29 protein-coding genes are annotated in these 26,936 nt (G+C 43.3%); 24 read left to right on the forward strand and 5 right to left on the reverse strand.

Annotation, left to right across the window (positions count from 1 at the left end; all coding sequences use genetic code 11):
- Nucleotides 1–34: 34 nt before the first annotated feature.
- Entirely contained in the window at nucleotides 35–622 is a 588-nt protein-coding gene (locus EL341_RS08235; RefSeq protein ID WP_074822958.1) for a Maf family protein, read from the reverse strand.
- 32 nt (nucleotides 623–654) lie between these two features.
- The gene (locus tag EL341_RS08240) at nucleotides 655–1,425 is read right to left on the reverse strand and encodes a hypothetical protein (RefSeq protein ID WP_074822953.1); all 771 of its coding nucleotides are present in this window, start codon (nucleotides 1,423–1,425) and stop codon (nucleotides 655–657) included.
- 244 nt (nucleotides 1,426–1,669) lie between these two features.
- Between EL341_RS08240 and yceD the strand changes: the two genes are divergently transcribed.
- The 19 genes from yceD (at nucleotide 1,670) to nagK (ending at nucleotide 21,002) form a co-directional block, all read left to right on the forward strand.
- Nucleotides 1,670–2,191 carry a 23S rRNA accumulation protein YceD gene (gene yceD, locus EL341_RS08245; RefSeq protein WP_047780944.1) on the forward strand — a complete coding sequence of 174 codons (522 nt, stop codon included), beginning with the start codon at nucleotides 1,670–1,672 and terminating at the stop codon, nucleotides 2,189–2,191.
- A gap of 16 nt (nucleotides 2,192–2,207) precedes the next feature.
- On the forward strand, nucleotides 2,208–2,378 hold the full coding sequence (gene rpmF, locus EL341_RS08250; protein WP_029095369.1) for a 50S ribosomal protein L32: 171 nt from the start codon (nucleotides 2,208–2,210) through the stop codon (nucleotides 2,376–2,378).
- Between the two features lie 14 nt (nucleotides 2,379–2,392).
- Entirely contained in the window at nucleotides 2,393–3,421 is a 1,029-nt protein-coding gene (gene plsX, locus EL341_RS08255) for a phosphate acyltransferase PlsX (protein ID WP_114986596.1), read from the forward strand.
- Nucleotides 3,422–3,427: 6 nt separating this feature from the next.
- Complete coding sequence (locus tag EL341_RS08260) at nucleotides 3,428–4,381, forward strand: beta-ketoacyl-ACP synthase III (protein ID WP_047780946.1); 954 nt, start codon at nucleotides 3,428–3,430, stop codon at nucleotides 4,379–4,381.
- A gap of 21 nt (nucleotides 4,382–4,402) precedes the next feature.
- Nucleotides 4,403–5,332 carry an ACP S-malonyltransferase gene (gene fabD, locus EL341_RS08265; protein ID WP_047780947.1) on the forward strand — a complete coding sequence of 310 codons (930 nt, stop codon included), beginning with the start codon at nucleotides 4,403–4,405 and terminating at the stop codon, nucleotides 5,330–5,332.
- Between the two features lie 33 nt (nucleotides 5,333–5,365).
- A complete protein-coding gene (gene fabG / locus EL341_RS08270; protein ID WP_047780948.1) occupies nucleotides 5,366–6,100 on the forward strand; it encodes a 3-oxoacyl-ACP reductase FabG in 735 nt (244 codons plus the stop codon).
- A 152-nt stretch (nucleotides 6,101–6,252) separates the two neighbouring features.
- On the forward strand, nucleotides 6,253–6,486 hold the full coding sequence (gene acpP / locus EL341_RS08275; protein ID WP_047780949.1) for an acyl carrier protein: 234 nt from the start codon (nucleotides 6,253–6,255) through the stop codon (nucleotides 6,484–6,486).
- A gap of 81 nt (nucleotides 6,487–6,567) precedes the next feature.
- Entirely contained in the window at nucleotides 6,568–7,809 is a 1,242-nt protein-coding gene (gene fabF / locus EL341_RS08280; protein WP_074822947.1) for a beta-ketoacyl-ACP synthase II, read from the forward strand.
- A gap of 127 nt (nucleotides 7,810–7,936) precedes the next feature.
- Nucleotides 7,937–8,956: an endolytic transglycosylase MltG gene (gene mltG / locus EL341_RS08285; RefSeq protein WP_047782610.1), complete on the forward strand. Its 1,020-nt coding sequence runs from the start codon at nucleotides 7,937–7,939 to the stop codon at nucleotides 8,954–8,956.
- A gap of 2 nt (nucleotides 8,957–8,958) precedes the next feature.
- Nucleotides 8,959–9,597, forward strand: coding sequence for a dTMP kinase (gene tmk / locus EL341_RS08290; RefSeq protein ID WP_047780951.1), 639 nt, complete (start codon nucleotides 8,959–8,961; stop codon nucleotides 9,595–9,597).
- Nucleotides 9,594–10,571, forward strand: a complete 978-nt coding sequence (holB, locus tag EL341_RS08295; RefSeq protein WP_074822943.1) for a DNA polymerase III subunit delta' — start codon at nucleotides 9,594–9,596, stop codon at nucleotides 10,569–10,571. The genes tmk and holB overlap by 4 nt, the downstream gene beginning before the upstream one ends.
- Nucleotides 10,572–10,599: 28 nt before the next feature.
- Nucleotides 10,600–11,376, forward strand: a complete 777-nt coding sequence (locus tag EL341_RS08300) for a metal-dependent hydrolase (RefSeq protein ID WP_047780953.1) — start codon at nucleotides 10,600–10,602, stop codon at nucleotides 11,374–11,376.
- A 294-nt stretch (nucleotides 11,377–11,670) separates the two neighbouring features.
- The gene (locus EL341_RS08305; RefSeq protein WP_074822940.1) at nucleotides 11,671–12,390 is read left to right on the forward strand and encodes an RNA ligase family protein; all 720 of its coding nucleotides are present in this window, start codon (nucleotides 11,671–11,673) and stop codon (nucleotides 12,388–12,390) included.
- On the forward strand, nucleotides 12,374–13,486 hold the full coding sequence (locus EL341_RS08310) for an AAA family ATPase (RefSeq protein WP_074822937.1): 1,113 nt from the start codon (nucleotides 12,374–12,376) through the stop codon (nucleotides 13,484–13,486). Before EL341_RS08305 ends, EL341_RS08310 begins: the two co-directional genes overlap by 17 nt.
- 331 nt (nucleotides 13,487–13,817) lie before the next feature.
- Nucleotides 13,818–14,954 (forward strand): tyrosine-protein phosphatase, encoded by a 1,137-nt coding sequence (locus EL341_RS08315; RefSeq protein WP_074822934.1) that lies wholly within the window; start codon nucleotides 13,818–13,820, stop codon nucleotides 14,952–14,954.
- A gap of 234 nt (nucleotides 14,955–15,188) precedes the next feature.
- Entirely contained in the window at nucleotides 15,189–16,553 is a 1,365-nt protein-coding gene (locus EL341_RS08320; RefSeq protein WP_047780957.1) for an MFS transporter, read from the forward strand.
- Nucleotides 16,554–16,570: 17 nt separating this feature from the next.
- The gene (locus EL341_RS08325) at nucleotides 16,571–18,928 is read left to right on the forward strand and encodes a glycoside hydrolase family 3 C-terminal domain-containing protein (protein ID WP_126467555.1); all 2,358 of its coding nucleotides are present in this window, start codon (nucleotides 16,571–16,573) and stop codon (nucleotides 18,926–18,928) included.
- A gap of 81 nt (nucleotides 18,929–19,009) precedes the next feature.
- A complete protein-coding gene (locus tag EL341_RS08330; protein WP_074822925.1) occupies nucleotides 19,010–19,981 on the forward strand; it encodes an AraC family transcriptional regulator in 972 nt (323 codons plus the stop codon).
- 109 nt (nucleotides 19,982–20,090) lie between these two features.
- Nucleotides 20,091–21,002, forward strand: a complete 912-nt coding sequence (gene nagK / locus EL341_RS08335) for an N-acetylglucosamine kinase (RefSeq protein ID WP_047780960.1) — start codon at nucleotides 20,091–20,093, stop codon at nucleotides 21,000–21,002.
- A 69-nt stretch (nucleotides 21,003–21,071) separates the two neighbouring features.
- On the opposite strand, the gene sodB is transcribed toward nagK, so the two are convergent.
- Complete coding sequence (gene sodB / locus EL341_RS08340; RefSeq protein WP_047780961.1) at nucleotides 21,072–21,650, reverse strand: superoxide dismutase [Fe]; 579 nt, start codon at nucleotides 21,648–21,650, stop codon at nucleotides 21,072–21,074.
- Nucleotides 21,651–22,062: 412 nt separating this feature from the next.
- On the opposite strand from sodB, the gene EL341_RS08345 reads away from it, so the two are divergent.
- Nucleotides 22,063–22,395: a Grx4 family monothiol glutaredoxin gene (locus EL341_RS08345; RefSeq protein WP_047780962.1), complete on the forward strand. Its 333-nt coding sequence runs from the start codon at nucleotides 22,063–22,065 to the stop codon at nucleotides 22,393–22,395.
- Between the two features lie 53 nt (nucleotides 22,396–22,448).
- Here the strand turns inward: EL341_RS08345 and rnt are convergent, their stop codons facing one another.
- A complete protein-coding gene (gene rnt / locus EL341_RS08350) occupies nucleotides 22,449–23,102 on the reverse strand; it encodes a ribonuclease T (RefSeq protein ID WP_074822922.1) in 654 nt (217 codons plus the stop codon).
- A gap of 154 nt (nucleotides 23,103–23,256) precedes the next feature.
- Entirely contained in the window at nucleotides 23,257–23,664 is a 408-nt protein-coding gene (gene gloA, locus EL341_RS08355) for a lactoylglutathione lyase (protein ID WP_074822919.1), read from the reverse strand.
- Between the two features lie 221 nt (nucleotides 23,665–23,885).
- Here gloA and EL341_RS08360 point away from each other — a divergent pair, with 221 nt between their 5' ends.
- From EL341_RS08360 to anmK, 4 genes are all read left to right on the forward strand, one after another.
- A complete protein-coding gene (locus EL341_RS08360) occupies nucleotides 23,886–24,125 on the forward strand; it encodes a DUF1289 domain-containing protein (RefSeq protein WP_047780965.1) in 240 nt (79 codons plus the stop codon).
- Between the two features lie 166 nt (nucleotides 24,126–24,291).
- Nucleotides 24,292–24,813: a superoxide dismutase family protein gene (sodC, locus tag EL341_RS08365; RefSeq protein ID WP_047780966.1), complete on the forward strand. Its 522-nt coding sequence runs from the start codon at nucleotides 24,292–24,294 to the stop codon at nucleotides 24,811–24,813.
- Between the two features lie 363 nt (nucleotides 24,814–25,176).
- Complete coding sequence (gene slyA / locus EL341_RS08370; RefSeq protein ID WP_047782611.1) at nucleotides 25,177–25,608, forward strand: transcriptional regulator SlyA; 432 nt, start codon at nucleotides 25,177–25,179, stop codon at nucleotides 25,606–25,608.
- 197 nt (nucleotides 25,609–25,805) lie between these two features.
- The gene (gene anmK / locus EL341_RS08375) at nucleotides 25,806–26,909 is read left to right on the forward strand and encodes an anhydro-N-acetylmuramic acid kinase (protein ID WP_047782612.1); all 1,104 of its coding nucleotides are present in this window, start codon (nucleotides 25,806–25,808) and stop codon (nucleotides 26,907–26,909) included.
- The last annotated feature ends 27 nt before the right edge of the window (nucleotides 26,910–26,936 follow it).

The raw sequence follows: 26,936 nt of genomic DNA on the forward strand, positions 1-26,936 counted from the left end.
CTCGGGGATTAAGGGCTTTTTACTGCTGTACGTTTTATCCTACCGTTAATGGATTGATTCCATGCTGGATCAACATCTGATTTAAGGCAATTAACGGTAATCCTATTAAAGTATTGGGATCGCGGCCCTCTAAACGCTCGAAGAGTGTGATACCCAGACCTTCCGACTTAAAGCTTCCTGCACAGTACCAAGGCTGTTCTTTATCGACATAAGCGGCTATTTCAACGGATGTCAGCTGGCGAAAATGAACCTTGAACAGTTCGCAAATCGTATCTATTTGTCCGTTATTACCATTATATAAGCACAGGCCAGTATAGAAGGTAATACAGTGGCCGCTGGCTTCCGTTAGTTGGGCTATGGCATTTTCTCGGTTAAGCGGTTTTCCGGTAATTTTATGGTTAAGCACACACACTTGATCGGAACCAATCACCAGACTTTGTGGGTTTTTCGCTGCAACGGCTTTGGCTTTCTCGCTAGCCAGTCGCATGACCAGTTCCTGTGCTGATTCTTGTTGAAGTGGGGTTTCATCAATTTCAGGCGCCATACAACTAAACGGTAATCCCAGCTTTTCTAATAAAGCCTGACGATAAGGTGAGGTAGAGGCAAGGATTAAGGCTGGCATATAGGGCTCCTGAATATTGATAACTTAACCGATTATTTACCAAAGAACCGGGAAAAAAATCCCTTTTTCTTTGGTTCAGTCGCAGCCGCTTCTGCCGCTTCAAACTGACTAATATACTGATTAATTTGCTCCATGGCTGCTTCGGCATACAACACCAAGCCATCAGGATCACAGTTAAGTAAATTTGAATAACATGAGCTCTCATTTAAATCTGTCGGGTTCGGCGTAATAACTTCCGTTGCCTCTAGTAACCCTAGTTTATGCTGCTGACAGTAGTTGAGCGCTTTTAGAAAAACCTGAATTCTTTGCTCGGAAAAAAAGTTGTCGAGTATCTGTTTGTTGGTCGGGTCGTTGTAATCATTTAAGAGTTCGATGACCTGTTCATAGGGAATAAAGACCCCAGAACAATAGTTTTCAGTAATATTGTTAGAGAGGGGATTGGTGATTTCAAATGGAACGACTTTTTGCCATGGCTTAGTGTATTTAATAAACTCTGGGTGGTCTTCTATCAGGAAAGAGAAGGCGGAACCTCGGGTATAGAAGTAAGTCCTGAAAAAACCTTGAACAACGGCAACATACAGGCCGTGCGTTCTGTTAAAAGGATCTGTTGGGTCGGTTTTTGCGCCGACATTGAGTGTATCAAGGTATTTATTAATATAAAAATCTTCAATGTTATGCGCTTCAGCCAACGTTTTAGCGGTTGATGGGCAATCTTGACCCTGTTTTATTTCCTCTATCTGATCGAAGTACCATTCATTAATTTCTTGTTCACTAATAGGGTGGTAGCTAACATCAAATCCCATAATCTGATTCCTTTCTTAATATTATTAATAAATCGTAGTACGGTTAATCACTGAAGCTAACATAAGCGAATCTGGTTTTACATGCATTGGCTATTATTTGATTGAATTTTTATGAAAAACGTAGCGAAATAGCAAAGCCTATTTTAAACTATGGGCATTCTTAAAGGCTGAGATCGTCAAAAGCACGTAAATTACGCGCTTTTCCTTTGACTATCAGCGATGACAACGTTAATATGCGCGCCCTATGCAAAAGGTAAAATTACCCTTAACCATTGATCCGCTTCGTACGGCTCAGAAAAGTCTGGATTACTCAGGTATCTATTCAGGCGCTCAGGCCCTGCGTTTAGCCGAGTCAGTGGTGAGTGTGGATAGTGATATTGACGCTGAATTATCATTTAAAATTGATAATCAGCGGTTGGTGGTGATTACAGGGCAGGCTAAGGTTCCAGTAACCTTGATGTGTCAGCGTTGTAATAACAACTTTCCTTACACTATTCACGCAACGTATTGTTTCAGCCCGATCAAAAATGATGAGCAGGCAGAAGCATTACCGGCAGGCTATGAGCCGATTGAAGTCGATGAGTTTGGCGAAATCAATCTGTTGGCTCTGATTGAAGATGAACTTATTCTTTCATTGCCTATAGCGCCGGTTCATGAATATGAACACTGTGAAGTGTCCGAAGCGGACATGATTTTTGGTGAGTTACCGCCTGAGGCGGAAAAGCCAAATCCATTTGCCGTATTAGCCAGTTTAAAGCAAAAGTAACCGAGGAGTAAGGTCGATGGCCGTACAACAGAACAAAAGTACCCGTTCAAGACGTGGCATGCGTCGTTCACATGATGCATTGACTACCGCTGCAGTATCCGTGGATAAAGTCTCAGGTGAAACTCACCTGCGTCACCACATCACCGCTGACGGTTACTACCGTGGCCGCAAGGTAATCGCTAAGTAATTAGCGGTGATACCTTGGCTCGTCTAACCATTGCGTTAGATGCTATGGGCGGGGACTTCGGTCCCTGCGTCACAGTGCCTGCAGCTTTGCAGGCATTGGCTTCTAATCCTGCGCTTAATATTCAGTTGGTCGGCAACCCAGCCGCGATTCAGCCTCTTCTCAATTCAAATTCACCTGACATCCTCGAACGTATTAACATTGTTCCTGCGGAATTTATGGTCGCCAATGATGCCAAGCCATCACAAGCAATCAGAAATAGTCGCGGTACATCTATGCGTATTGCTCTTGATTTAGTGAAGAGTGGTGAGGCTCAGGCCTGTGTTAGCGCTGGTAATACCGGTGTATTGATGGGCTTGGCGAAACTGATGCTGAAACCGCTGGAGGGGATTGAACGTCCGGCCTTGGTGTCAGCATTACCCAATCAGAAAGGGGGGAAAACCCTGTTACTGGATTTGGGCGCCAATGTTGAATGCGACAGTGATATGTTGGTTCAGTTTGCCGTTATGGGGGCAGTGATGGCAGAAGAGATTCTGCAGATCCCTAATCCCCGTGTTGCGCTGCTGAATATTGGAGAAGAAGAGAGTAAAGGCCTCGATAATATTCAAGCTGCGGCGGCTATACTCCGCAATGTGCAACAGATAAACTATATTGGTTATCTTGAAGGTAATGATCTTCTTACTGGCGAAACGGATGTGTTAGTATGCGACGGTTTTGTCGGTAATGTTACGTTAAAAACACTGGAAGGTGTTGTAAGAGTATTTCTTTCATTATTATCATCAGGGAAGAAAAAGCGTTTGTGGTGGATGAAGATCATCAGCTACTGGCTGAAAAAGAGTCTGTCAAAACGTTTCGGGCATTTAAATCCCGATCGATATAATGGAGCCTGTCTGTTAGGATTACGTAGTTCCGTGATTAAAAGTCATGGGGCAGCAAACCAACAGGCTTTCACCGTAGCCATTGAGCAGGCCGTGCAGGCTGTGGAACGCGAAGTTCCTACACAAATAGCTGCTCGTCTTCAGGCCGTATTACCTAAGAGTGAATGATCGTCCATGTATACAAAAATTCTAGGTACGGGTAGTTATCTGCCCGTACAAGTGCGTACCAATGCCGATCTAGAGCAGATGGTAGAAACCACTGATGAGTGGATTGTGTCCCGTACCGGGATCCGCCAGCGTCATATCGCAGCAGCGGATGAAACTGTGGCTTCAATGGGATGCCATGCGGCCGACAGAGCCATTGAAATGGCTGGAATTGATAAAGATGAAATTGGGTTGATTATTGTTGCAACCACGTCATCAAGTAACGCGTTTCCTAGTGCTGCCTGTGAAGTCCAAAAATATTTAGGCATTAAAGATGCCGCCGCTTTTGATATTGCAGCGGCCTGTGCCGGATTTGCTTACGCCCTCAGCATAGCCGATCAATATGTCAAAACCGGTTTTGTAAAAAAAGCATTGATTATCGGTTCTGATGCATTAAGTCGTACCCTCGATCCACAAGATCGCGGTACCATTATTTTGTTTGGTGATGGTGCTGGCGCTGTGGTGGTTGGAGCTTCCGAAGAGCAAGGCATTATTTCAACCCATCTCCATGCAGATGGCCGTTATGGTGAACTCCTCACGTTACCTAATCATGATCGGGTGGATCCAAGTAAACCTGACTATCTAACGATGAAAGGTAATGATGTTTTTAAGGTTGCCGTCACCGAGTTAGCTCATATTGTTGATGAAACATTGGCTGCTAACAATATTGATAAATCAGAACTCGATTGGTTGGTTCCTCATCAGGCTAACTTACGTATTATTTCTGCCACGGCTAAAAAGCTGGGTATGGATCTGGATAAGGTGGTTATTACGCTCGATCGCCACGGTAATACCTCGGCTGCCTCTGTTCCTTCAGCCTTGGATGAAGCCGTCAGAGACGGGCGTATTCAGCGCGGCCAACTTATTTTGCTTGAAGCTTTTGGTGGTGGATTCACCTGGGGCTCGGCATTAATCCGCTTCTAATCGCATCTGGAAAAAATATTTATGAGTCAATTTGCAATCGTATTTCCGGGACAGGGTTCTCAAACTGTCGGTATGTTATCCGGATTAGCTGCAGAATTTCCTGTAGTACAAGAAACGTTCGCCGAAGCTTCTGAGGCGTTGGGTTATGACCTTTGGAATCTGGTTCAGCAAGGACCGGATACCGAATTAAATAAAACGTGGCAAACTCAACCGGCTTTATTAGCCGCCTCTGTCGCTATTTGGCGCGTATGGCAACAGCAGGATGGTAAGGTACCAGCAGTGTTAGCCGGACATAGTCTCGGTGAGTATTCGGCATTGGTTTGTGCTGGAGTACTGGATTTTAAAGACGCTATTCGTCTGGTAGAGCTTCGCGGTAAGCTGATGCAGGACGCGGTTCCGGAAGGTACTGGTGCAATGTATGCCATTATTGGTCTGGACAATGATTCTATTGCTAAGGCCTGTGAAGAAGCCGCTCAAGGGCAGGTTGTTTCTCCGGTTAATTTTAATTCGCCAGGCCAAGTTGTTATTGCGGGCAATAAAGAGGCCGTTGAGCGTGCTGGAGCAGCCTGTAAAGCGGCGGGCGCCAAGCGTGCATTACCGTTGCCTGTTAGCGTACCGTCCCACTGTGCGTTAATGAAGCCAGCGGCAGAAAAATTAGCGGAAGCGCTGAAATCGGTTACCTTTAATACACCACAGATTAGCGTGATTAATAACGTTGATGTCAAAGCTGAAACCGATGGCGATGCGATTCGCAACGCACTCGTTCGTCAGTTATACAGTCCGGTACGTTGGACTGAAACAGTTGAACATATTGCCGCGGCCAATGCCTCTTATTTGTTAGAGATAGGGCCGGGTAAAGTGTTAACTGGATTAACTAAACGCATTGTTGATTCTTTATCCGCTGCGGCGGTAAACGATCCTGCTAGCTTGCAAAGTGCACTTGAACTGTAAGTTAGAGCTGAATTTATCCTAAAGGGGAAATGCATGAAGTTAGAAGGAAAAATTGCTCTGGTCACTGGCGCAAGCCGGGGAATAGGCCGAGCGATCGCGGAAAAACTAGTTTCTGAAGGGGCTCGTGTTATTGGCACGGCAACAACAGAGAATGGGGCGAAAGCGATTAGCGAATATTTGGGTACGCATGGCAAAGGAATGGCACTAAATGTGACAGATTCCGCATCTATTGAAGCTGTGCTTGAGACTATTCGTGCAGAGTTTGGCGAAATTGATATTTTGATCAATAATGCAGGTATTACCCGTGATAATCTGCTTATGCGTATGAAGGATGATGAGTGGCAAGATATTCTTGACACCAATCTGACATCCGTTTTCAGGTTATCTAAGGCAGTTATGCGTGCCATGATGAAAAAACGTTGTGGTCGGATAATTACTATTGGCTCAGTTGTTGGTACAATGGGTAATGCAGGGCAGACTAACTACGCCGCAGCTAAGGCTGGCCTTATTGGCTTTAGTAAATCGTTGGCGCGTGAAGTTGCCTCAAGAGGTATTACTGTTAATGTGATTGCACCAGGTTTCATTGAAACTGATATGACGCGCGCATTGACAGATGAACAACGGTCAGGCATTTTGTCACAAGTCCCAGCTAACCGCTTGGGCGAAGCAAAAGAGATAGCCAGCGCTGCTGCATTTTTAGCCTCTGATGAAGCTGGATATATTACGGGTGAAACCTTACATGTGAATGGTGGCATGTATATGCTTTAAGAATCGCTGAAATTTTAAGCTATTTGCGTTAAATTTAGCAAAATAACTTAAAATTGTGGTTCGACCAGCCTATATTTGGTTGCATCTTTTTCAACATTGAATAAACTACGAAAACCATCGCGTTAGCGAGTTTTGATAGGAAATTTAAGAGTATGAGCACTATCGAAGAACGTGTTAAGAAAATCATTATTGAACAACTGGGTGTTAAAGAAGAAGAAGTCAAAAACGCAGCTTCTTTCGTAGAAGACCTGGGTGCTGATTCTCTTGACACTGTTGAGCTGGTTATGGCTCTGGAAGAAGAGTTTGATACTGAGATTCCAGACGAAGAAGCAGAGAAGATTACTACAGTTCAAGCAGCGATTGATTATATCACTGCTCACGCGTAATCAGACATATCTAGGCGGTCATTCGACCGCCTAAGTTTTCTCATTTCCATATACAAATCATTCCCCTCTGGAGGATTCAACGTGTCTAAGCGTCGAGTTGTAGTGACTGGAATGGGCATGTTATCCCCTGTCGGCAATAATGTAGAGACTACGTGGAAAGCTCTTCTTGCTGGGCAGAGTGGTATCAGCCTAATAGACCATTTCGATACTAGCGCCTACGCAACGCGTTTTGCTGGTTTAGTTAAAGGTTTTGACTGTGAAGAGTACATTTCTCGCAAAGATGCCAGAAAAATGGACTCATTTATTCAATACGGTATTGCTGCTGGTATACAGGCAATGAAAGATTCCGGTATTGAAGTCACAGCAGAAAATGCACCGCGTTTTGGTGCCGCTATCGGTTCAGGAATCGGTGGCTTGGGTTTAATTGAAGAGAACCACAGCGCCTTAATGGCCGGTGGCCCTCGTAAAGTAAGCCCATTCTTTGTACCTTCAACCATTGTTAATATGATCGCGGGCCACTTATCCATTATTTATGGATTAAGAGGGCCAAGCATTTCTATTGCAACGGCCTGTACTTCAGGCGTGCATAATATCGGTCATGCTGCGAGAATTATTGCTCACAATGACGCTGATATCATGTTAGCGGGTGGGGCAGAGAAAGCCAGTACGCCTTTGGGCGTTGGTGGCTTCGGTGCTGCACGTGCACTTTCAACCCGTAATGATAATCCTCAGGCAGCAAGTCGCCCGTGGGACAAAGACCGTGATGGTTTTGTTCTGGGAGATGGTGCCGGCATCATGGTGTTGGAAGAATACGAACACGCTAAAAAACGTGGCGCAAAAATTTATGCTGAAATCGTTGGTTTCGGTATGAGCAGCGATGCTTACCATATGACATCTCCTCCGGAAGATGGTGCTGGCGCTGCGCTGGCCATGGAAAATGCGTTACGTGATGCCAATGTGGATCCTTCACAGGTTAGCTACGTTAATGCCCACGGGACTTCAACTCACGCAGGTGATAAAGCTGAAACCCAGGCAGTGAAGAGTATCTTTAAAGAGGATGCTCAACGTGTGATGGTGAGCTCTACTAAATCAATGACAGGCCATTTACTTGGTGCTGCCGGCGCAGTAGAGTCAATTTTTTCAATCCTTGCGCTACGGGATCAGGCGATTCCACCAACCATCAATCTGGATAACCCAGATGAAGGCTGTGATTTGGACTTCGTTCCGCATGAAGCTCGTCAGGTTAAAGGAATGGAATACACATTATGTAACTCATTTGGTTTTGGCGGAACTAACGGTTCAGTCCTGTTCCGTAAAGTGTAAGTTCAAAACGAATACGTTCGATAATGCGTAAATAAACGGCCTGGTATATTCACCGGGCCGTTTTGCTTATAAAATCAGGATAAATTTAATACGCTTCTGATATGCGCTAACGAGAATGACCAAGGCAATGAAGAAAAAAATTATAGGGATCTTTGCAATTTTGATTCTGGCTGGAGCGGCTGGAGTATTTGCCGGATATCAATGGCTGGAGAAGTATGCAGAGACGCCACTCAATATTACTGAAGAGACATACTTTACTCTGCCTGCCGGCACTGGACGAGTGGGATTAGCGCAGTTGCTGGTTGATAAGAAACTGGTAACGGATATTAAGCCTTTTCCATGGTTGCTGCGGGTGAAGCCTGAATTAGGCGGTTTTAAAGCAGGGACCTACCAAATTAAGTCCGGTATGAGCGTCAAAGATTTGCTTTTGCTGCTGCGTTCAGGACGCGAGGCTCAGTTTTCTATTCGTTTTATTGAAGGTACACGAATGAAAGACTGGCTGCCGCTGCTGGAACAGGCTAATTACTTGGAACATAGTTTAAAAGGGCTTAACGAGCGGCAAATTGCCGAGCGTCTGGATATCAACGATCCGCAACACCCGGAAGGTTGGCTGTATCCGGATACCTATAATTATACTGCGGGTACCACCGATATTGCGTTGCTTAAACGGGCACACAATCGAATGAAGGTCGCTATAGATGAAATCTGGGCGGGGCGGGAAGAGAATCTGCCGTATAAAACACCTTACGAAATGATGATAATGGCCTCGATTATTGAAAAAGAAACAGCCCTTGATTCGGAGCGGGATAAGGTCGCCTCGGTGTTTATCAATCGTATGCGCATTGGGATGAAATTGCAGACCGATCCAACCGTGATTTATGGAATGGGCGAACTGTATAACGGAAATATCACCCGTAAAGATTTAACCACACCAACGGCATATAATACCTATGTCATTGACAGGTTACCCCCAACGCCGATCGCTATGCCGGGTATCGCATCATTGAAGGCCGCGGCGCATCCGGCGAAAACGCCATATTTATATTTTGTCGCAGATGGTAAAGGTGGGCATACGTTCACCACTAATTTACAGAGCCATAATCAGGCCGTTCGCACATATCTTCAGACTCTGAGGGCAGGAAAATAGACATGAGTAAAGGTAAATTTATTGTCATTGAAGGGCTTGAAGGCGCAGGCAAAACTACGGCGCGTGATACGATCGTAGCAGAATTAAACGCCAAAGGAATTACCGATATTGTCTTCACCCGAGAACCAGGGGGAACACCATTAGCGGAGAAATTACGTGAATTGGTAAAACAGGGAATCGGAGATGAAGTTCTGACCGATAAGGCTGAATTGTTGATGATGTACACATCGCGAGTTCAGTTGGTTGAGAATGTGATGAAACCTGCTTTAGCTCGCGGTGCCTGGGTTATCGGCGATCGTCATGACTTATCCTCTCAGGCTTATCAGGGCGGCGGCCGAGGAATCGATAATCAGTTAATGACCGCCTTGCGTGATACGGTACTGGGGGATTTTCACCCTGATTTAACGCTGTATCTTGATGTGTTACCAGAGAAAGGGTTAGAACGAGCCAGAGCCCGTGGTGAGCTTGATCGCATTGAAAAAGAGTCTTTGGCCTTTTTTGAGCGAACTCGTCAGCGTTATCTGGAATTAGCACAAAGCGATAATTCCATTATCACTATCGATGCCTCGCAATCCCTGGCAAAGGTCACTGCTGATATTCAGACAACCATGCGTCAATGGCTGCTGGAGAATGTGAAGTGATTTGGTATCCATGGTTGACACCGATCTATCGGCAATTGGTTAGCCAATATGCTTCCGATCGCAAACACCATGCGTTGCTATTGCAATCAATCCCCGGAAGTGGCGATCGACAGCTGATCCAGGCGCTCGGGCGCTGGTTAATGTGCCGTAATCCACAGGGTGAAAAAACTTGTGGGATATGCCATAGCTGTAATTTGATGAAAGCAGGAACCCATCCCGACTGGCACGTTATCGAGCCTGAAAAAGGTAAAAGTGCTATTGGTGTTGATCGGGTTCGTGAATTAACTGAGACGCTATATAACCACGCGCAGCAAAGTGGTTATAAGGTTGCTTGGTTTCCTGAATCGGAGCTCCTCAGTGAGGCTGCCGCCAATGCACTATTGAAAACGTTGGAAGAACCGCCAGCCGATACTTATTTCTTGTTGGGCTGTCATGAACCGGCGAAATTACCCGCAACGGTGCGTAGCCGTTGCTTGTTTTGGGTTATGGATTGTCCTGAGGAAACGTTCAGCATTGAATGGCTAAGACGCCAGAACGCTGGCCAACCGGACAGTTTGAAAACGGCATTACGCCTGAGTCACGGGGCACCGGTGGCGGCGCAGCAATTGTTAACCTCGGAAACTTGGAAAAACCGGGAAGGGGTTTGTCAGTCATTATCGTCGGCATTTTTCCAGCGTGATTTACTTTCATTCCTACCGGCATTAAATCATGATAATGCCGATGAACGGATTCACTGGGCCGTTTCTCTATTGCTCGATGTGGTGAAAGACCAACAAGGAGCGTTTGATTTTGTAGTCAATCAAGACTGCCAATCTGTCATTCGTAACCTAGCTGGACTGGGTTCACCTCAGCTGTTTAACCGTATTGCGCAGGATTGGCTGAAGTGTCGCCATGAATTACTTAGCGTTGCGGGCGTTAACCGCGAGTTACTGTTGACCAATATGCTAAATCAGGCCGATATTTTATTGGCGTGATCACTTTTTCTGTTATGAGCTTATTTTTATGTATTTAGTCGATTCACATTGTCATCTTGATGCTTTGGATTATACCGAGCAGCATACTGATTTAAACAGCGTGCTCACTGCTGCGAAACAGCGGGATGTCAAATCTTGTCTGGCGGTTTCAACCACGCTACCTGGGTTTCAAGCTTTAAAAAAGATGGTAGCCGGACATCAAAACATTTTTCTTTCCTGCGGCGTTCATCCTCTTAATCTGGATGAGGTTTACCAGCCGGAGACGCTATTGGCGTTGGCTGCTGATAGCCAAGTCGTTGCGTTAGGCGAAACCGGGCTGGATTATTATTATCAACAGGACAATATTCCCTTACAGCAGGAATGTTTTCGACAGCATATTCAGGTTGGCCGCCAATTAAATAAACCGGTCATTGTTCATACGCGTGATGCGCGAGCCGATACCTTGAGTATTCTGAAAGAAGAGAGAGCCGAAGAGTGCCGAGGTGTGCTGCATTGCTTTACTGAAGATATCGATACTGCTCAGCAACTGTTGGATATTGGCTTTTATATTTCATTTTCCGGTATCGTGACGTTTCGTAATGCCGAAGCGCTACGTGAAGTGGCTCGTTACGTTCCGTTAGATAGAATGTTAATTGAGACTGATTCACCTTATTTAGCGCCAGTTCCTCACCGCGGCAAAGAGAATCAGCCCGCCTATGTACGTGATGTGGCCGAGTATTTGGCGGTATTGAAGGGCGTTGAACTGGAAACATTGGCAGAAGTAACCACCAATAATTTCAGTCAGTTATTTAAAGTTACCCTGTAACTTATCTTCAATTAAGTGAGTCAAAGTAGGTTTGATTCACTTAATTTTGCCGCACATTTTATTAGCAATTCTATTTTTATGTTGTTAGTATGCGCGCGCCTTCGAAATATCACCGCGTTAAATTCCCTCCGTTTACGCTATTACATCTGCTCATTTGGGTAAGATGAATTTGCACTATTGTTTCAAAGAATAAGTTTCAGAGAATGGATTGTTTTTGCGCCTTACTGCGCCGGGATTGAAACGTTTAATAACTTGGTCATGAAATAATGTGCATCAGTAGAGTGAAGCAGCATTATGAACATGCAATCGAGAAAATATGGCAGAACCTATCATTACCCGTTTTCTCCGGGTACCACCAGTGACGATCGTATCAATCATCATTGGTGGCGCGATATATCAAATATTACACAGTTGGTTCATACCGAAAAGCTGGATGGTGAAAATAACTGTCTGAATAAATATGGCGTATTTGCCCGTTCCCATGGGGCTGTAACTCAGTCTGCCTGGACTCAGCAAATTCGCCAACGCTGGCAATTGATTAAGGATGATTTAGGCGATATCGAGATTTTTGGCGAAAATCTGTATGCCATTCACTCCATTGAATATCGCCGGTTGGAAGATTACTTTTTTGTATTTGCGATACGTCACCATGATATGTGGTTGAGTTGGGAAGAGGTCAGGTTTTATGCCGCCTTATTTGATTTTCCATTGATACCCGAAGTAAACATAGCTACGAAAGGGGTCGGGCAGTTCGAATTCAGCCAGCTGATTATTGCTCATGCTCAACGCGATAGTCATTTTGAGTCATGGGATTCACAACAACGTTGTTCAATGGAAGGTATTGTCAGTCGTAACCTTAATGCTTATCCCGTGGCAGACTTTTCACATAACGTGTTTAAGTATGTGCGTAAAAATCATGTTAAAACGGATATTCATTGGAAACGAAATTGGCAGCGAGCCCCGTTGGTTTACGAAAGAAATACGGCAGGAGGTCAAAATGAGCTGGATGTTTAGTGCTGATAAATCATGGTCATTTTTGGCAGAACGCTATTCTTGGGTGACTGATATGGCTGGGGTTTTGCAAGATCCTCTGCATCACGCTGAAGGGGATGTTGCAGTACATACTCAAAGTGTATTGGCTGCCTTAGTCTCTATGGCGGAATATGAGCAATTAACCCCGCAGGAACAAGAAATTCTGTGGATGGCGGCACTGTTGCATGATGTGGAAAAACGCAGCACGACTCGCGTCGATCATGATGGCCGGATAGTGTCTCCAGGCCATGCTCGTAAAGGCGAATTCACGGCAAGGCAGATTTTGTTTAAAGATTCTCCCGCGCCGTTTGCCGTTCGTGAACAAATAGCCGCATTAGTGCGTTACCATGGCTTACCGCTTTGGGTGATGGAGAAGCCTGACCCACAAAAAGCGCTGTTTTCTGCGTCGCTGCGGGTTGATACCCATTTGCTATCACTATTAGCTAAGGCTGATGTTTTGGGGCGACAATGCTCCGATGTGGATGAGCTGCTGGGGCGCATTGAATTGTTTAACCTATACTGCCATGAGCAACAGTGTTGGCGGCAGGCGCGGCAATTTTCATCTGATGAAGCGCGTTACCGCTATTTTGCCACAGACGGTGCGCCTGTTAACTATCAGCCTTATGATGATTATCAAAGTCAGGTCACATTATTATGCGGCCTACCGGGTATGGGCAAAGACCGATATATACAACAGGCCTGTGGTGGAGCAGCGATTATCAGTCTGGATGATATTCGTCGTCAGCATAGGATCAATCCTGATGATAGTGCAGCCAATGGTTGGGTAGTTCAGCAGGCAAAGCAACAGGCGCGGGAAAAGCTGCGTCGTGGTGATGATTTTGTCTGGAATGCCACCAATATTACTCATCAAATGCGCCAACAGCTGATCAATTTATTTGTCAGTTATAAAGCACGGGTTAGGGTCGTCTATATTGAAGTCCCTTATGCTAAATGGCGACAGCAGAATCGTGAACGCGAGTATATGGTGCCAGATAAAGTCATGGATCGCATGCTGGCAAAGTTAGAGTTACCATCGCCGGAAGAAGCACATCAGGTTATTTATCAGATAACTGATTGATATTAATCAGTAGACTTATATAAACACCGTATTAATATATACGGTGTTTTTGTTTTAAATTAATTCGCTAATTTTAAAAAAATTGCTTTTTACTATTTTAGGTTTCTTTTCTCAAAAGAGATTATTTATTTTGTTAAATGTTGAGCTTATTCACAGTATTGGCAATAAGTGAGGATATGACAAAAAATCGGACATGGAATCACAATTAGCGGGAAGCTGTACCCCTATCTTTAATGCTTTAATCATCCTACATCAGCAGAGATGTACGATTGCGCTGTTAAGCGTAACTCACATAATAATAAATCCATGACATAGATGGAGTGTATGCATAATGAGTAATATTAAATCATCGCTATTATTTACCGCTGTCCTTCTTGCTCCGTTAACTATTAGTTATCCCGCCTATGCAGCCCAAACGGAATCATCTGCAATTGCGATTAACCAGCAACTTATTAATCAAAATGGTAACGTAACGCGTGATGGCAATCAGCTCACTGTTCGTTGGGCGGATATGCCCACACAAGGCAAAGTCACCATTCATTGGGTTGATGTGGCTTCCGGTAAGTCAACGGCATTAGAGGTAATCGCCAAAGAGGGTGCGGTAACCTTTGACGATCCAAATCCGCAACATCGCACGCTATTCAAACTGCCTACCAATAAAAATACCGTCATTACCTTGGCGGAACGCAAAGTTCCGGCTAAGGGGCTGGATAATCTGCGCGATCTTGGTGGGTTTAAAACTGTCGATGGTCGTTATACCAAGTGGGGCATGATGTATCGTGCGGATACCCCTTATAAGCTAAAATCTGAAGGGTATAACTATGTCGCCTATAACATGAATATGGGTTACGTATTCGATCTGCGCAATGATAATGAGGTCGCTAAAAAACCAGACCCGGCTATGAATGGCATCACTTATTTCCATACCCAGATCCCCGATATTCCTCCGGCATATAAAGACGTTTCTTGGGATACCACAGAAACGATCTATAACTTTGTCAGTACGCCAAGAGCCGAAAGCTTTTATGTTGATACCAACGCTTATATGGTTGAAGCACCAAAAAGCCATGACTCTATGAAGCAAATACTGTCGACGGCGTTAACGGCGGAAGGAAAAGGTTTGGTATGGCACTGTGCCGGCGGTAAAGATCGTACCGGTTATGTGTCGGCGGTCTTCCTGGCTGCATTAGGCGTACCGGAAGAAACCATCGTTAATGAATATTTATTGACCAATGAGTATCGCAAAGAGTTTGATAAAAAAGAACTTGAGGACATGAGTAAAGAGTTTAATCAAGATCCTAAAGCGATTAAGGGTTTTCTGGCTATTCAGCAGTCCAGACCGGAGTATATTAAGGCGGCCTTGGATCTGATTAAACAAAAGTACGGTTCAGTGGATAATTATTTGCTTAAAGAGATGGGTATCACTAAGCAACAAATTGAAGCTTTAAAAGCGATGTATACCGAGTAATCCACTGCGTCATATCCAGAGCCGTGATGCCTATCCGGTTCTGGATGTTTTTCTATTATCAATTTGAATATATTGATTATTTTATCTTTGCTTATCCATGATCATGATTAAATTCATGGTGATATTTGTCTCGCTGATTAAATGATGGCAAACAAAGCGCTCAGTTGGAAATAACGAGTTCAAAGTAATAGAAATAAGCCGGTTATATCATTCACACAGATAAGGATCGTTGGGATGAAGGATGTACAGTCTGTTAACTCAACAAGCTATGTTGTACTCGGAATTAAAGAAAAAATAGGTTACGGATTTGGCGATTTAGCCTCGAACCTCTCTTTTGGTTTTGTTTCTCTGTTTTTGCTCTATTTTTATACCGATATTTACGGTATTTCTGCGGCACAGGCCAGCCTGATTTTTGTTATTGCCCGAGTTATTGATGCGGTATTTAACATTCTTATCGGTTATATCGTCGATAAAACCAATACTCGATACGGCAAGTTAAGGCCTTATTTATTATTTGGGTCGATTCCTTTAGGGTTTTTAACCGTATTGTGTTTTACCTCAATTGAGTCCGATCAGAAGTTCTATTACGCCTTAATCACCTATACCATCTATTGCATGGCCTATACCGCCGTTAACACCCCTTATTCAGCCATGACTAATATGATGACCCAACACGAAGGCTCTCGAGCATCGTTATCGGTTTATCGCTTTATATTGGCTATTGTGGGTTATTTGATCGTTTCGACTAACGCTGAGTATCTTATTGGGCTTTTTACCGAGCCACGAGAAGGCTATGTCTTTGCCGTAAGCTGTTTCTCTTTATTGGCGACATTCTTATTTCTTGCCTGTTTTGGTATGACGAAAGAACGGGTATTGATTGAGAAAGATATCGCACCGCCGACCTTAAAAGAGATGGCTAAGGCTATTTATTGTAATTCCCCGTTAATGCATTTATCGATGTTTACCGTAGCGATCTACATTGCGTACACGGTATGGATGGCCATTGCGATTTACTTTATTAAATACGTTTTACAGGACGAAGCCTTTACCGCCAAATTCTTTGCCATTCAGACTGCGGCCTATATTGTTGGCACCATTTTCTGTGAAAAATTGGTGTCTCTGTTAGGTAAGAAAGTGCTGACGCTGTTTGCCACCGCATTTGTCGCCGTTGCGCTGATTTTTCAATACTGGTTTGTGCAGGATAATCTTTATTTAACCATGGCCTGTATTTGTATCTATAGCATGGGCCTGGGGATGGCGTTTGTCACTATGTGGTCGATGATTGCCGACACCGTTGAGTTTGCTGAGTGGAAAACCGAGGTTCGTGCCGAAGGTGCTATCTATGGTTTCTTCAATTTTATCACCAAAATTGCCATGGCTATTGGCGGTGGTTTGGCCGGGTTGTTGTTAGATTACTCCGATTACTCTGCGGATAAGATCACTGATTCCGCCTTAAATGGCATCAATATTATGATGACGCTGGTACCTGCAGCGATGTTCATTCTTGGCTTCATTTTTATTTTGTTCTACAAACTCGATGAAAAGACCTATGTCAACATTGTGAAAAAAATCGAATTACGTAAACAAAATGCGCTTTAACCCTGAGATAACCGATTATGCAAAAAAGAATTCGCCACATTATTGAGCAAATGACTGCTGAAGAGAAAGTTGATTTGTTAAGCGGGAAAGGTTTATGGCGTACGACGGCGTTTCCGCAATATGGTATTAGCGATTTTATTATGACGGATGGTACTTATGGCGTTCGCTACAGTTCCAGTCAGATAGATCAGGGTGAAAACTGGAACATTAAAGATTTTATCTCCGTGGTGAATCTCAATGCGGATGACGCTAAAGATGAAGCCGCAACTGATAAGAAGGGCGGTTCGGAAGCGATGTTTAGCAAATCCAAACCGGCAACCTGTTTCCCTAATGGTGCAAGTATGGCCTGTTCCTGGGATTTGTCGCTGGCTTATCAGATGGGGCAGGCTTTAGCTAAAGAATGTCAGTCGATGGGGGTGAGCTTATTGTTGGGGCCAGGCATTAATATTCGCCGAACGCCGTTAGCCGGTCGGGGCTATGAGTATTATGCTGAAGATCCTATTGTCAGCGGTGAAACCGCTGGGGCATTGATCCGCGGATTACAGGATCAAGGCGTCGGTTCCAGCCTAAAACATTTTGCCTGTAACAACTCTGAATATCGCCGTACCGAAATGGATTCAGTGGTTGATGAAAGAGCCCTAAGGGAGATCTATCTGGCCGGTTTTAAGCGAGCCATTGATCGCTCGAATCCATGGACGGTGATGTCATCTTATAATTTATTGAATGGTGTACAAACCTCCCATAATTCTTGGCTACTTAATCAGGTCTTACGCGATGAATGGCATTATGATGGGTTAGTGATGTCCGATTGGTACGGCATCAAGGATCGCCCTGCGTCTCTGTTAGCCGGTAATGACCTGGCAATGCCCGAGTGTAAACGCGATAAAAGTGAACTTCTGGCAGCCATCAAACAAGGGCGGGTTTCCGATGAAGCATTGAACACTGCTTGTGAACGCATGTTAAATTTATTGGCGAAGTTCGAGCACCATAAGAAAACTGGTGTGAAGGTTGATTTCAAAGAACACCATCAGTTAGCCCAAAAAATTGCCGCTGAATCCATCGTATTATTAAAGAACGACGATGAAACATTGCCCATATTGCCGCAAAAGGTAAAAAGCATTGCTGTGCTGGGAAAACCGGCTCAAGAGCCGGTAATTCAAGGTTCCGGCTGTGCTACCACCGTTCCTTATGTTTTGGATCGGCCACTGGATGAAATTTTTGATGTGGCTGGGGAACAATTTGATATTCACTACGCGATCGGAACGCCGGGCGATATCGAAGTTAATAGAGAAGCGATGCAGAAAGCTGTTCAAATCGCTGAGCAGGCCGATATTGCCATTTTGTTTGTCAGTACCGCGGTAGGGGAAGATGGTGAGAATGGTGACCGTAAAGATTTAGCTATTTTGCCTAGCCATGAGGTACTGATTAAAGAAGTTGCCCGGGTACAGAAAAAACTGGTGGTGGTATTAGCCAACAGCGATTCGGTGGTGATGCCATGGTTGGATAATGCCGCAGCAGTATTAGAAACGTTCTTTGCGGGTCAGGGAATGGGACGTGCGGTTGCCGATATTCTGTTTGGTAAGGTTAATCCCAGCGGTAAGCTAACGGTTACGGTGCCGAACAGTTTGCAGGAAACACCAGCCTATTTGGGTTATCCGGGGGATAACCTACAACATCATTATAGAGAAGGTATTTATGTTGGATACCGTTACTACGATAAACGTCAAATAACACCACGCTTTCCGTTTGGTTTTGGCTTGAGCTACACCCAATTTGATTATCGTAATATGCATCTTTCTTCCTCAAATTTAAGTGATGGTGGGCAATTAACCATCAATGTGGACATCAGCAATAGCGGAAAATATGCGGGGAAAGAAGTGGTTCAACTGTATGTTATACCGCCAATTTCTCGCTTAAGTCGAGAGGTGCAGGCACTAAAGGCTTTTGCAAAAATCGCCTTATTGCCGGGGGAAACAAAAACGGTAGAACTGATATTAAATTGGGATGATTTAGCCTATTACGATCCGGCTTACGCTGAATGGGTCGTTGAGAGCGGTGAATATCAATTGTGCATAGGAAAATCCTCAAGGCAGATTGAGCTGAGCAATGTTTTACAGGTTCAGGCTCCAGTGCGTTTACCACATATTAAGCCTGATTCATCGCTGGTACAGCTCATTCAGAATCCACCGGTATTTGAGCGCGTAGCACAGCTGATTGCGAGTAAAAGCCAATTGGATACCGAACTTGCCAAGCAAAGGTTAATAGAGATAGCACCAGAGATGTTTTGTGGGTTATTTATTACATTGACCGAGATGTTAGAGTTGGAGATTTCCCGTACAGAGTTGGCACAAGCATTAGAGATTGAGGTCGGGTAAATCTTTGATGTTGTTATGAGTATCATTGGCTGTTTTATGATACTCATAATACGCCAATCAATGTTAACTCAGGATAAGATTATGTTCCCGTTTTCTGTTACCAGAAAGTTGAATCAGCAGCAGGAAATTGTAGCGTCAGACAATGAGGTTTCTGGCTACGAGCTGGTAACGTTTGATAAGGAAAAAATCAATATTTTTGCCGCCCAGTTTCGCAATTGTGAGCCTCACTGGCACAACGCTTCCGAATTTATCTATGTACTGCAAGGGGGCTTTGCAATAACGGTTAATCGCAATGTTATGAAATTAACTGCCGGCGGAATGCTATACATTAACCATGATGAAATACATTCTTTGGAAGCCTCGGAACCAGGTAGTTTACTGCTGACTATTCAGTTTTCACCAAACTTATTTGACGATCTGAGTCATGGTCTGCTCATTAACTATTATGTTAACGGCACCGCTGATTACCGTGCAAAAGATAGTCAAGTTCGCGACGCTTTTATTGCGTTAGTACAGGACTGTTTACATGTTTCAGACTCGGTGTCATTTCATAAAATGTCATTGATTTATATGCTATTGGCTAATTTGGAGCAGGCCGGCGAGCATCTTGACGATCTTCAGGTATCTACGAGTAAAAAAGATGAGCAGCTAATCAAAACCTGCATTGAATACATCAATAATAATTATAGCCGTGAATTGAATCTAACCCAGTTAGCCGATAGGGCTGGTATCAGCTATCACTACTTTTCTCGGTTATTTAAAAAAATTAGTGGTTATAACTTTAAAGAGTATTTGTCTTTTGTACGTATTAACCGTGCCAAATTTTTATTAAAAAATACGCAGGTTCCTATTACCGATATTAGCCATAGCTGCGGTTTCAGTGAACATAAGCATTTGATTTCGGTGTTTAAAAAATACTACCTGATGACACCGACAGAATTCAGAAAAAATTATGTTTCAGAAACGCATGAGGAGCTTAGTGAAATGGTGACTGACGTTAGATATATTGAATTATCACCCGAGATTTTAAATAAGATTATTCATCCCTGCTGATTGTATTTTATCAGTCAGTTGGGGTTACCTATTGATGGCACAACAAAGTAAAGCTGACGGATAACAACGATAAATTCGATGGTCAGCCAAACATAATGCGGAGATTAAGATGTTTTATGGTTTTGATATGGGCGGTACAAAAATTGAATTGGCCGTATTTGATGAGCATCTAAAACAGCTGTGGCAAAAACGAGTACCAACCCCAAAAGATGATTATCAGGCACTATTACAGACGTTTACCGAGCTTACCCTTGAAGCGGATCAACGGTTTAATAGTAAAGGAAAGGTTGGCGTTGGTATTCCGGGAATTGTTAATGCTAAGCAGGGCACGGTTTTTACCACCAATGTTCCGGCAGCAAAACATAAACCGCTGGTTGCCGATTTAACCCATTGCTTACAACGTCCGGTCAGAATTGATAATGATGCCAATTGCTTTGCATTGTCGGAAGCTTGGGATACGGAGTTTCGCCAATATCCAACCGTTTTAGGCATGATCCTAGGGACTGGTGTGGGCGGTGGTTTTGTGGTCGATGGCAAAGTTATTTCCGGTAAAAACGGCATTGCTGGTGAAATAGGCCACCTAAATTTAACGACTGCGGCAGCTAATGTGCTGACCAATAAAGTGCCCGAAATCGTGTGTGGTTGCGGTAAGACTGGGTGTTTTGAAGGGTACCTTTCCGGTCCGGGATTTGAGAGAATTTATAGCTGCTTTTATCATGAAAAACTGAGCGCAGTAAAAATTATTGAAAACTATTATGCTGGCGATGACGCAGCAAAAGTTCATGTGGAACGCTATGTTACCGTATTGTCGATGTACCTAGGGAACATTCTGACGTTATTTGACCCGCACCTGTTAGTGATTGGCGGCGGTTTATCGCAGTTTGATGAAATTTATCGACTACTTCCTGAATATTTGCCGCAATACTTGTACGGTATTGCAACGTTACCCCAAATAGAAAAAGCTCGCTATGGTGATGCTGGAGGCGCGAGAGGGGCCGCCTGTTTAAATTTATTAGATTAGGAAGTTTAGCGAATAAAAAACGCCGCACATTAGTGCGGCGTTTTAGGATGACACCTTTGGGTAAAAAAATTAGCCCAAGTTTTTAGCAACAAACGCCCAGTTTACCAGTGCCCAGAAGTTTTCCAGATACTTAGGACGCGCGTTACGGTAATCGATGTAATAAGCATGTTCCCAAACGTCTACGGTCAACAGTGGTTTATCACCATTGGTCATTGGGTTTGCTGCGTTAGAGGTGTTAACGATAGCTAATTTACCGTCAGCTTTTTTCACCAGCCAAGTCCAGCCCGAACCAAAGTTTTTCACGGCAGAATCGGTTAATTGTTCTTTAAATGCAGCGAAAGAACCAAAGTTTTGGTTAATAGCATCAGCTAATGCGCCAGTAGGTTCGCCACCGGCTTTTGGTGCCAGACAGTTCCAGTAGAACGTATGGTTCCAAACTTGAGCAGCATTATTGAAAATGCCACCAGATGATTTTAAAACAACCTCTTCTAAAGATTTACCTTCAAACTCAGTGCCTTTTACTAAGTTGTTCAGGTTAACCACGTAGGTGTTGTGATGCTTACCATAATGGTACTCCAGCGTTTCAGCTGAGATATGTGGTTCCAGGGCATCTTTAGCATAAGGTAGGGCTGGTAATTCAAACGACATTATATTGCTCCTCAATAAAAACATGGCGCTCATTAATTTTATTAACCAAATAAATTTTGGTTAGATAAATCATGAGTCATTTGCAAAAAAACTGTTGTTACTTTGTTATAACAAATGATTTTATCAACTTTTTGTTATATTAAAAGAGGTAGATAGCAAAAGGCAGGAAGACTAAAGCCGATTTTTGTTCAGAAAGGCCGGGACAAGCGGCTTTCAGAGTGTTGTAAACCTGTAGCAGAAAAGCAGGGCAACCAGACAAAATTAATAGAGTATTTTGATTACAGGCTATGTCAGGTAAGATCCCATCCATCTGCTACAATAAGACCCTGTAGAACGTGGTGTTTTTTCCTGTTCATATAGCAGTTACAATAGTCATATAATAAGCGTAATGTCTGCTTGAGGAAGCAAAATAATGACGACACTAGAAAAAATTCAGCGTCAAATCGCTGAAAACCCAATCATACTGTATATGAAAGGTTCACCAAAGCTACCAAGTTGTGGCTTCAGTGCCCAGGCGGTACAGGCTCTATCTGCTTGTGGTGCACGTTTTGCTTATGTGGATATCCTGCAAAATCCAGACATTCGTGCGGAATTACCTAAGTATGCTAACTGGCCAACGTTCCCTCAGCTGTGGGTTAACGGCGAGCTCATTGGCGGCTGTGACATTATTCTGGAAATGTATCAGCGTGGTGAATTACAGCCTTTGCTGAAGGAAGCGGCTGACGATTCTCAAGACGCAGAATAGTTTACCGATTAGTGTTGATAAAAAAGCCCCTATGATATGGGGCTTTTTTACGATTAGTCTCTAACCTGCTGATCGGGCGTCAGTGGCCAGCCACCGAGTTTTTTCCAACGATTCACCAGTTCACAAAATAGTTCGGTTGTTCTTTCGGTATCGTACAACGCAGAATGAGCTTGAGAACTATCGAAAGGAATTCCTGCGGTAATACACGCTTTCGCCAGTACCGTTTGGCCAAGAACCAATCCACTTAATGCTGCGGTATCAAATGTAGCAAAAGGATGAAATGGATTGCGTTTCAAGCCTGCGCGCTCCGCTGCCGCCATCAAAAAGCTATGATCGAAGGTAGCATTATGGGCAACAACAATGGCTCGATTACAGTTTTGGTCTTTGAGACCTTTACGAACCATCTTAAAAATAGCGTGTAATGCTTCATACTCACTCACCGCACCACGCAGTGGGTTAGTGGGGTCTATACCATTAAACGCCAGCGCTTCAGGGGATAAAATGGCACCCTCAAATGGCTCGACATGAAAATGGAGTGATTGATCGCGAATCAACCAACCCTGGTCGGTCATTTTTAAGGTAAATGCGGCTATTTCTAATAAAGCATTTTTACGTGCGTCAAAACCTGCAGTTTCTACATCAATAACGACCGGATAGAAGCCACGAAAACGCTCGCTTAAACTGTTTTTGGAATGATTATCAGCCATGTCTACCTATTCTTTAATATTTACAAGCCGCCATTATGCCAAATTTTGTTGACTGATGCTCTGCATAATCATGGAACATAAAAACTGCGGTCCGAATGGGCTGATAATAACCTCATTGAACATACAGGGATATTCAATGAGGAAGTGAAATGGCTTAGTTTCCTAGGGCATGACTGGCTTGCTTATTTTCGATCAATTCAATTTTATAGCCATCGGGATCTTCAACGAAGGCAATAATCGTTGAACCACCTTTTACCGGGCCAGCTTCGCGGGTAACGTTACCACCGGCTTTACGAATTTGCTCACAGGTGGCAGCAACGTTATCAACGCCTAAAGCAATATGACCGAATGCGCTGCCCATATCATAGCTTTCAACGCCCCAATTATAGGTTAATTCAATAACTGCACCTTGGCTTTCATCACCGTAGCCGACAAAGGCCAGTGAGTATTTATATTCAGTATTTTCGCTGCTGCGCAGTAAACGCATATCGAGCACTTGAGTATAAAAGTCGATAGAACGCTGTAAATTACCGACTCGTAGCATGGTATGAAGTAAACGCATATTGTTATCCCCTTGAGCATGAAAGCTTAAATTGATTTTTTAGTTAAATAGTACAAAACCAGTATACCGGACTGACACTTTTATTGTTTGTTATCAGAGGAGTGACGGAACCAACCATTAATCCGTAGTACAACAAACTTCTTGCTTTTTATCATAGTTCAATCTATTACCTATTAATAACAATTATTTTGCTAAACAAAGACAGCTAATTGAGCCTCATTATGTTACAGCAACTGGAATTTTTTGAGATCCCTTCACCTTGCCGCGGCGTTTGTCAAAGCGATAGTAGAGGGTATTGTCTTGGGTGTTTCAGAAGCCGGGATGAACGCTTTAAATGGATGTCTATGGATGACGCACAAAAAAGAGAAGTGTTGCGCTTATGCTATCGGCGCAAAATGTTACGTAATAAAAAAGCGCAGGAAAACGAGGATACGCCTCCCGAACAACCTTCCTTATTCTAAAGTAATTCAACTCGTTACGGTTATCTTCTTTACCGTAGCAACCAGCTTTTGCCTATTCAACGTGATTCCGATCACTCCGTGCCATGATATGACTGCATTTTTTTTGTGGTATCAATCATACTATTAGCGCTTAGATAAATAAGCGATCATCATAAAAGGATAAACAATGAAACGTTATTTAACCGCTTTAGCTGCTCTGGTGGCATGTGCTGGCGTTCAGGCTGCTAGCGTTGAGGTTCCCGTTAATAGTGTTTCCGCTGAAGGAATCGGACAGTCAATTGGAACGGTAACTATCAGTGAAACTGATTATGGTTTACTTTTCACCCCCAATCTCAAATCACTACCTGCGGGCATCCATGGATTTCACGTACATGAAAAGGGAAGCTGTGAGCCAGGAACCAAAGATGGCAAAGCCGTGGCAGCATTAGCCGCTGGTGGGCATTTGGACCCGCAAAAAACGGGGCAACATTTAGGCCCATATGCAAACGGGCATTTGGGTGATTTACCAGCAATTTATGTTAATGCTGAGGGTATCGCAACCGATCCAGTGTTAGCACCACGCTTAAAGACTATCGATCAAATTAAAGGTCTTGCCTTAATGGTTCATGCTGGTGGCGATAATCATTCAGATAATCCACAGCCTTTAGGTGGTGGTGGGGCAAGAACGGCTTGTGGTGTAATCAAGTAACTTGTCATATATATTTTAAAATGCATTAACATTAATAACATTCGTTACTATATAACGCCAACATTTTCAGTTGGCGTTTATTTTCATACGTTATTATTTAACATTAATATAATAATGAGCCTTATTTAAATCGATGATTTTTTATTTCTATTTATCATTTTGAAATTAAATGATTTTTTTATATATTCAAAATATTGCTGTCGATTTGAAACGCATTAATTGTCGACGAAATCATATTTGTGAAAATTAATTCTCATTTAATGCTTTATTTGTTAGGCATTTTGCATTGAAAAAAGTCATAATTAGCAATCATACAATATCATTCACTTTTACTGATTAACGGACTACATTATGAATTCTAAGATTGAATATACGTTGGGTGCAGATATTGCACGATTAGTACGTAGTTGGCGTAGTATTATTGATTTGCAACTCAAGCCAATAGGTTTAACTCAAACTCATTGGATTACGCTTTACTATTTAAATTGCTTACCATTGAATCAGTCACAAATACAATTAGCTAAAGCCATAGGGATTGAACAACCTTCTTTAGTGCGTACACTAGACCAATTAGAAAGTATGGGATATGTAAGAAGAGACCCATGTCCATGCGATCGTCGTGCAAAACAAATTAATTTAACAGAAGAAGCTAAGCCAATCATAAATCAGGTAAATGGTGTAGTTGACGGGGTTCGCAGTGGCATCTTGCGCGATGTGAAAGACGAAGAGTTAGCTATATTTGTTAATCTGATCAATAAATTTGAGAAGAATATTGCTGATCTATCAGGTAAGTAGTTTAGTTAACGGCATATTCAATTAAAATATCAATATGATATTTAACGGTAAAGCACCTCTTTGCGGAGGTGTGCATCAGATCCCCTGAAACTCTTTTCAATATTCTTCTTCTTTTTAGATGGCAATCGTCAATGTTTTTGTTCTAATGCTAGTCTGATTATTTAGGTTATTTCAGAAATAACGGAAACGTATTAATGATAAAAACAGGTAACTATATTGGGGTAATGTCAGGAACTAGTCTGGATGGTGTTGATGTTGCTCTGGTCAATATTAGTGAGAGTAGCGTTACGCAAAGAGTCAGTTATTTTCATCCCATGCCTGATGATATCAAAGCAGATGTTTTATCTGTTTGTCAGGGGCAGACAACAACGCTGTCTGAAGTCGGTCAGTTAGATCTTCGTTTAGGGCTCCTGTTTGCTGAAGCCGTACTCGGTTTATTAAGCAATAATCACATTGCCGCATCAGAGGTTATTGCCATTGGCTGCCATGGTCAAACTGTTTGGCATCAGCCGAAAAGTCCTTATCCATTTACTATGCAACTGGGTGACAATAATCGCATTGCCGCAATGACTGGTATTGTTACGGTAGGCGACTTTCGCCGTAAAGATATGGCATTTGGTGGGCAGGGGGCGCCATTAGTCCCTGCTTTTCATCAGGCATTATTGGCCGTTCCTTATGAGCGTAGAATTGTATTGAATATCGGTGGTATTGCTAATTTATCCGTATTGGCACCAGATGCAGCAGTGACCGGTTTTGATTCTGGCCCGGGAAATATGTTGATGGATGCATGGATCCAACAACAGAAAGGCAAGCCATACGATAAAGATGCCCAATGGGCTCGTCAGGGCCATATTCACAATGGCTTATTATCTTTAATGTTGTCTGACCCTTACTTTAATTTACCCGCGCCGAAAAGTACCGGTAGAGAACATTTTAATCTGCAGTGGTTGCATCAGCTATTGACAACATTTTCGGACGTATCACCACAGGATATACAGGCAACATTAGCTGAATTAACGGTACAGACCATTATTCGTCACGTTAAAGCGGTGGGGGGATGTGATAGGTTATTAGTTTGTGGTGGTGGCGCTCGAAATCCTCTATTAATAGCACGAATGGCGGAAGAGTTACCGAATACAAGAGTCGATATAACCGATAATTATGGTATTAGTGGTGATGATATGGAGGCTATTGCTTTCGCTTGGTTAGCTGCTCGTACCGTATCTGGTTTACCGGGTAATTTACCTGCGGTAACCGGAGCCAGTAAACCAACAGTGCTGGGTGCAATTTATACACCATAACCTGCATTTTTATGTTATAAAATATAA

This window comes from Pragia fontium, assembly GCF_900638655.1.
In the GTDB taxonomy this organism is placed as follows: domain Bacteria; phylum Pseudomonadota; class Gammaproteobacteria; order Enterobacterales; family Enterobacteriaceae; genus Pragia; species Pragia fontium.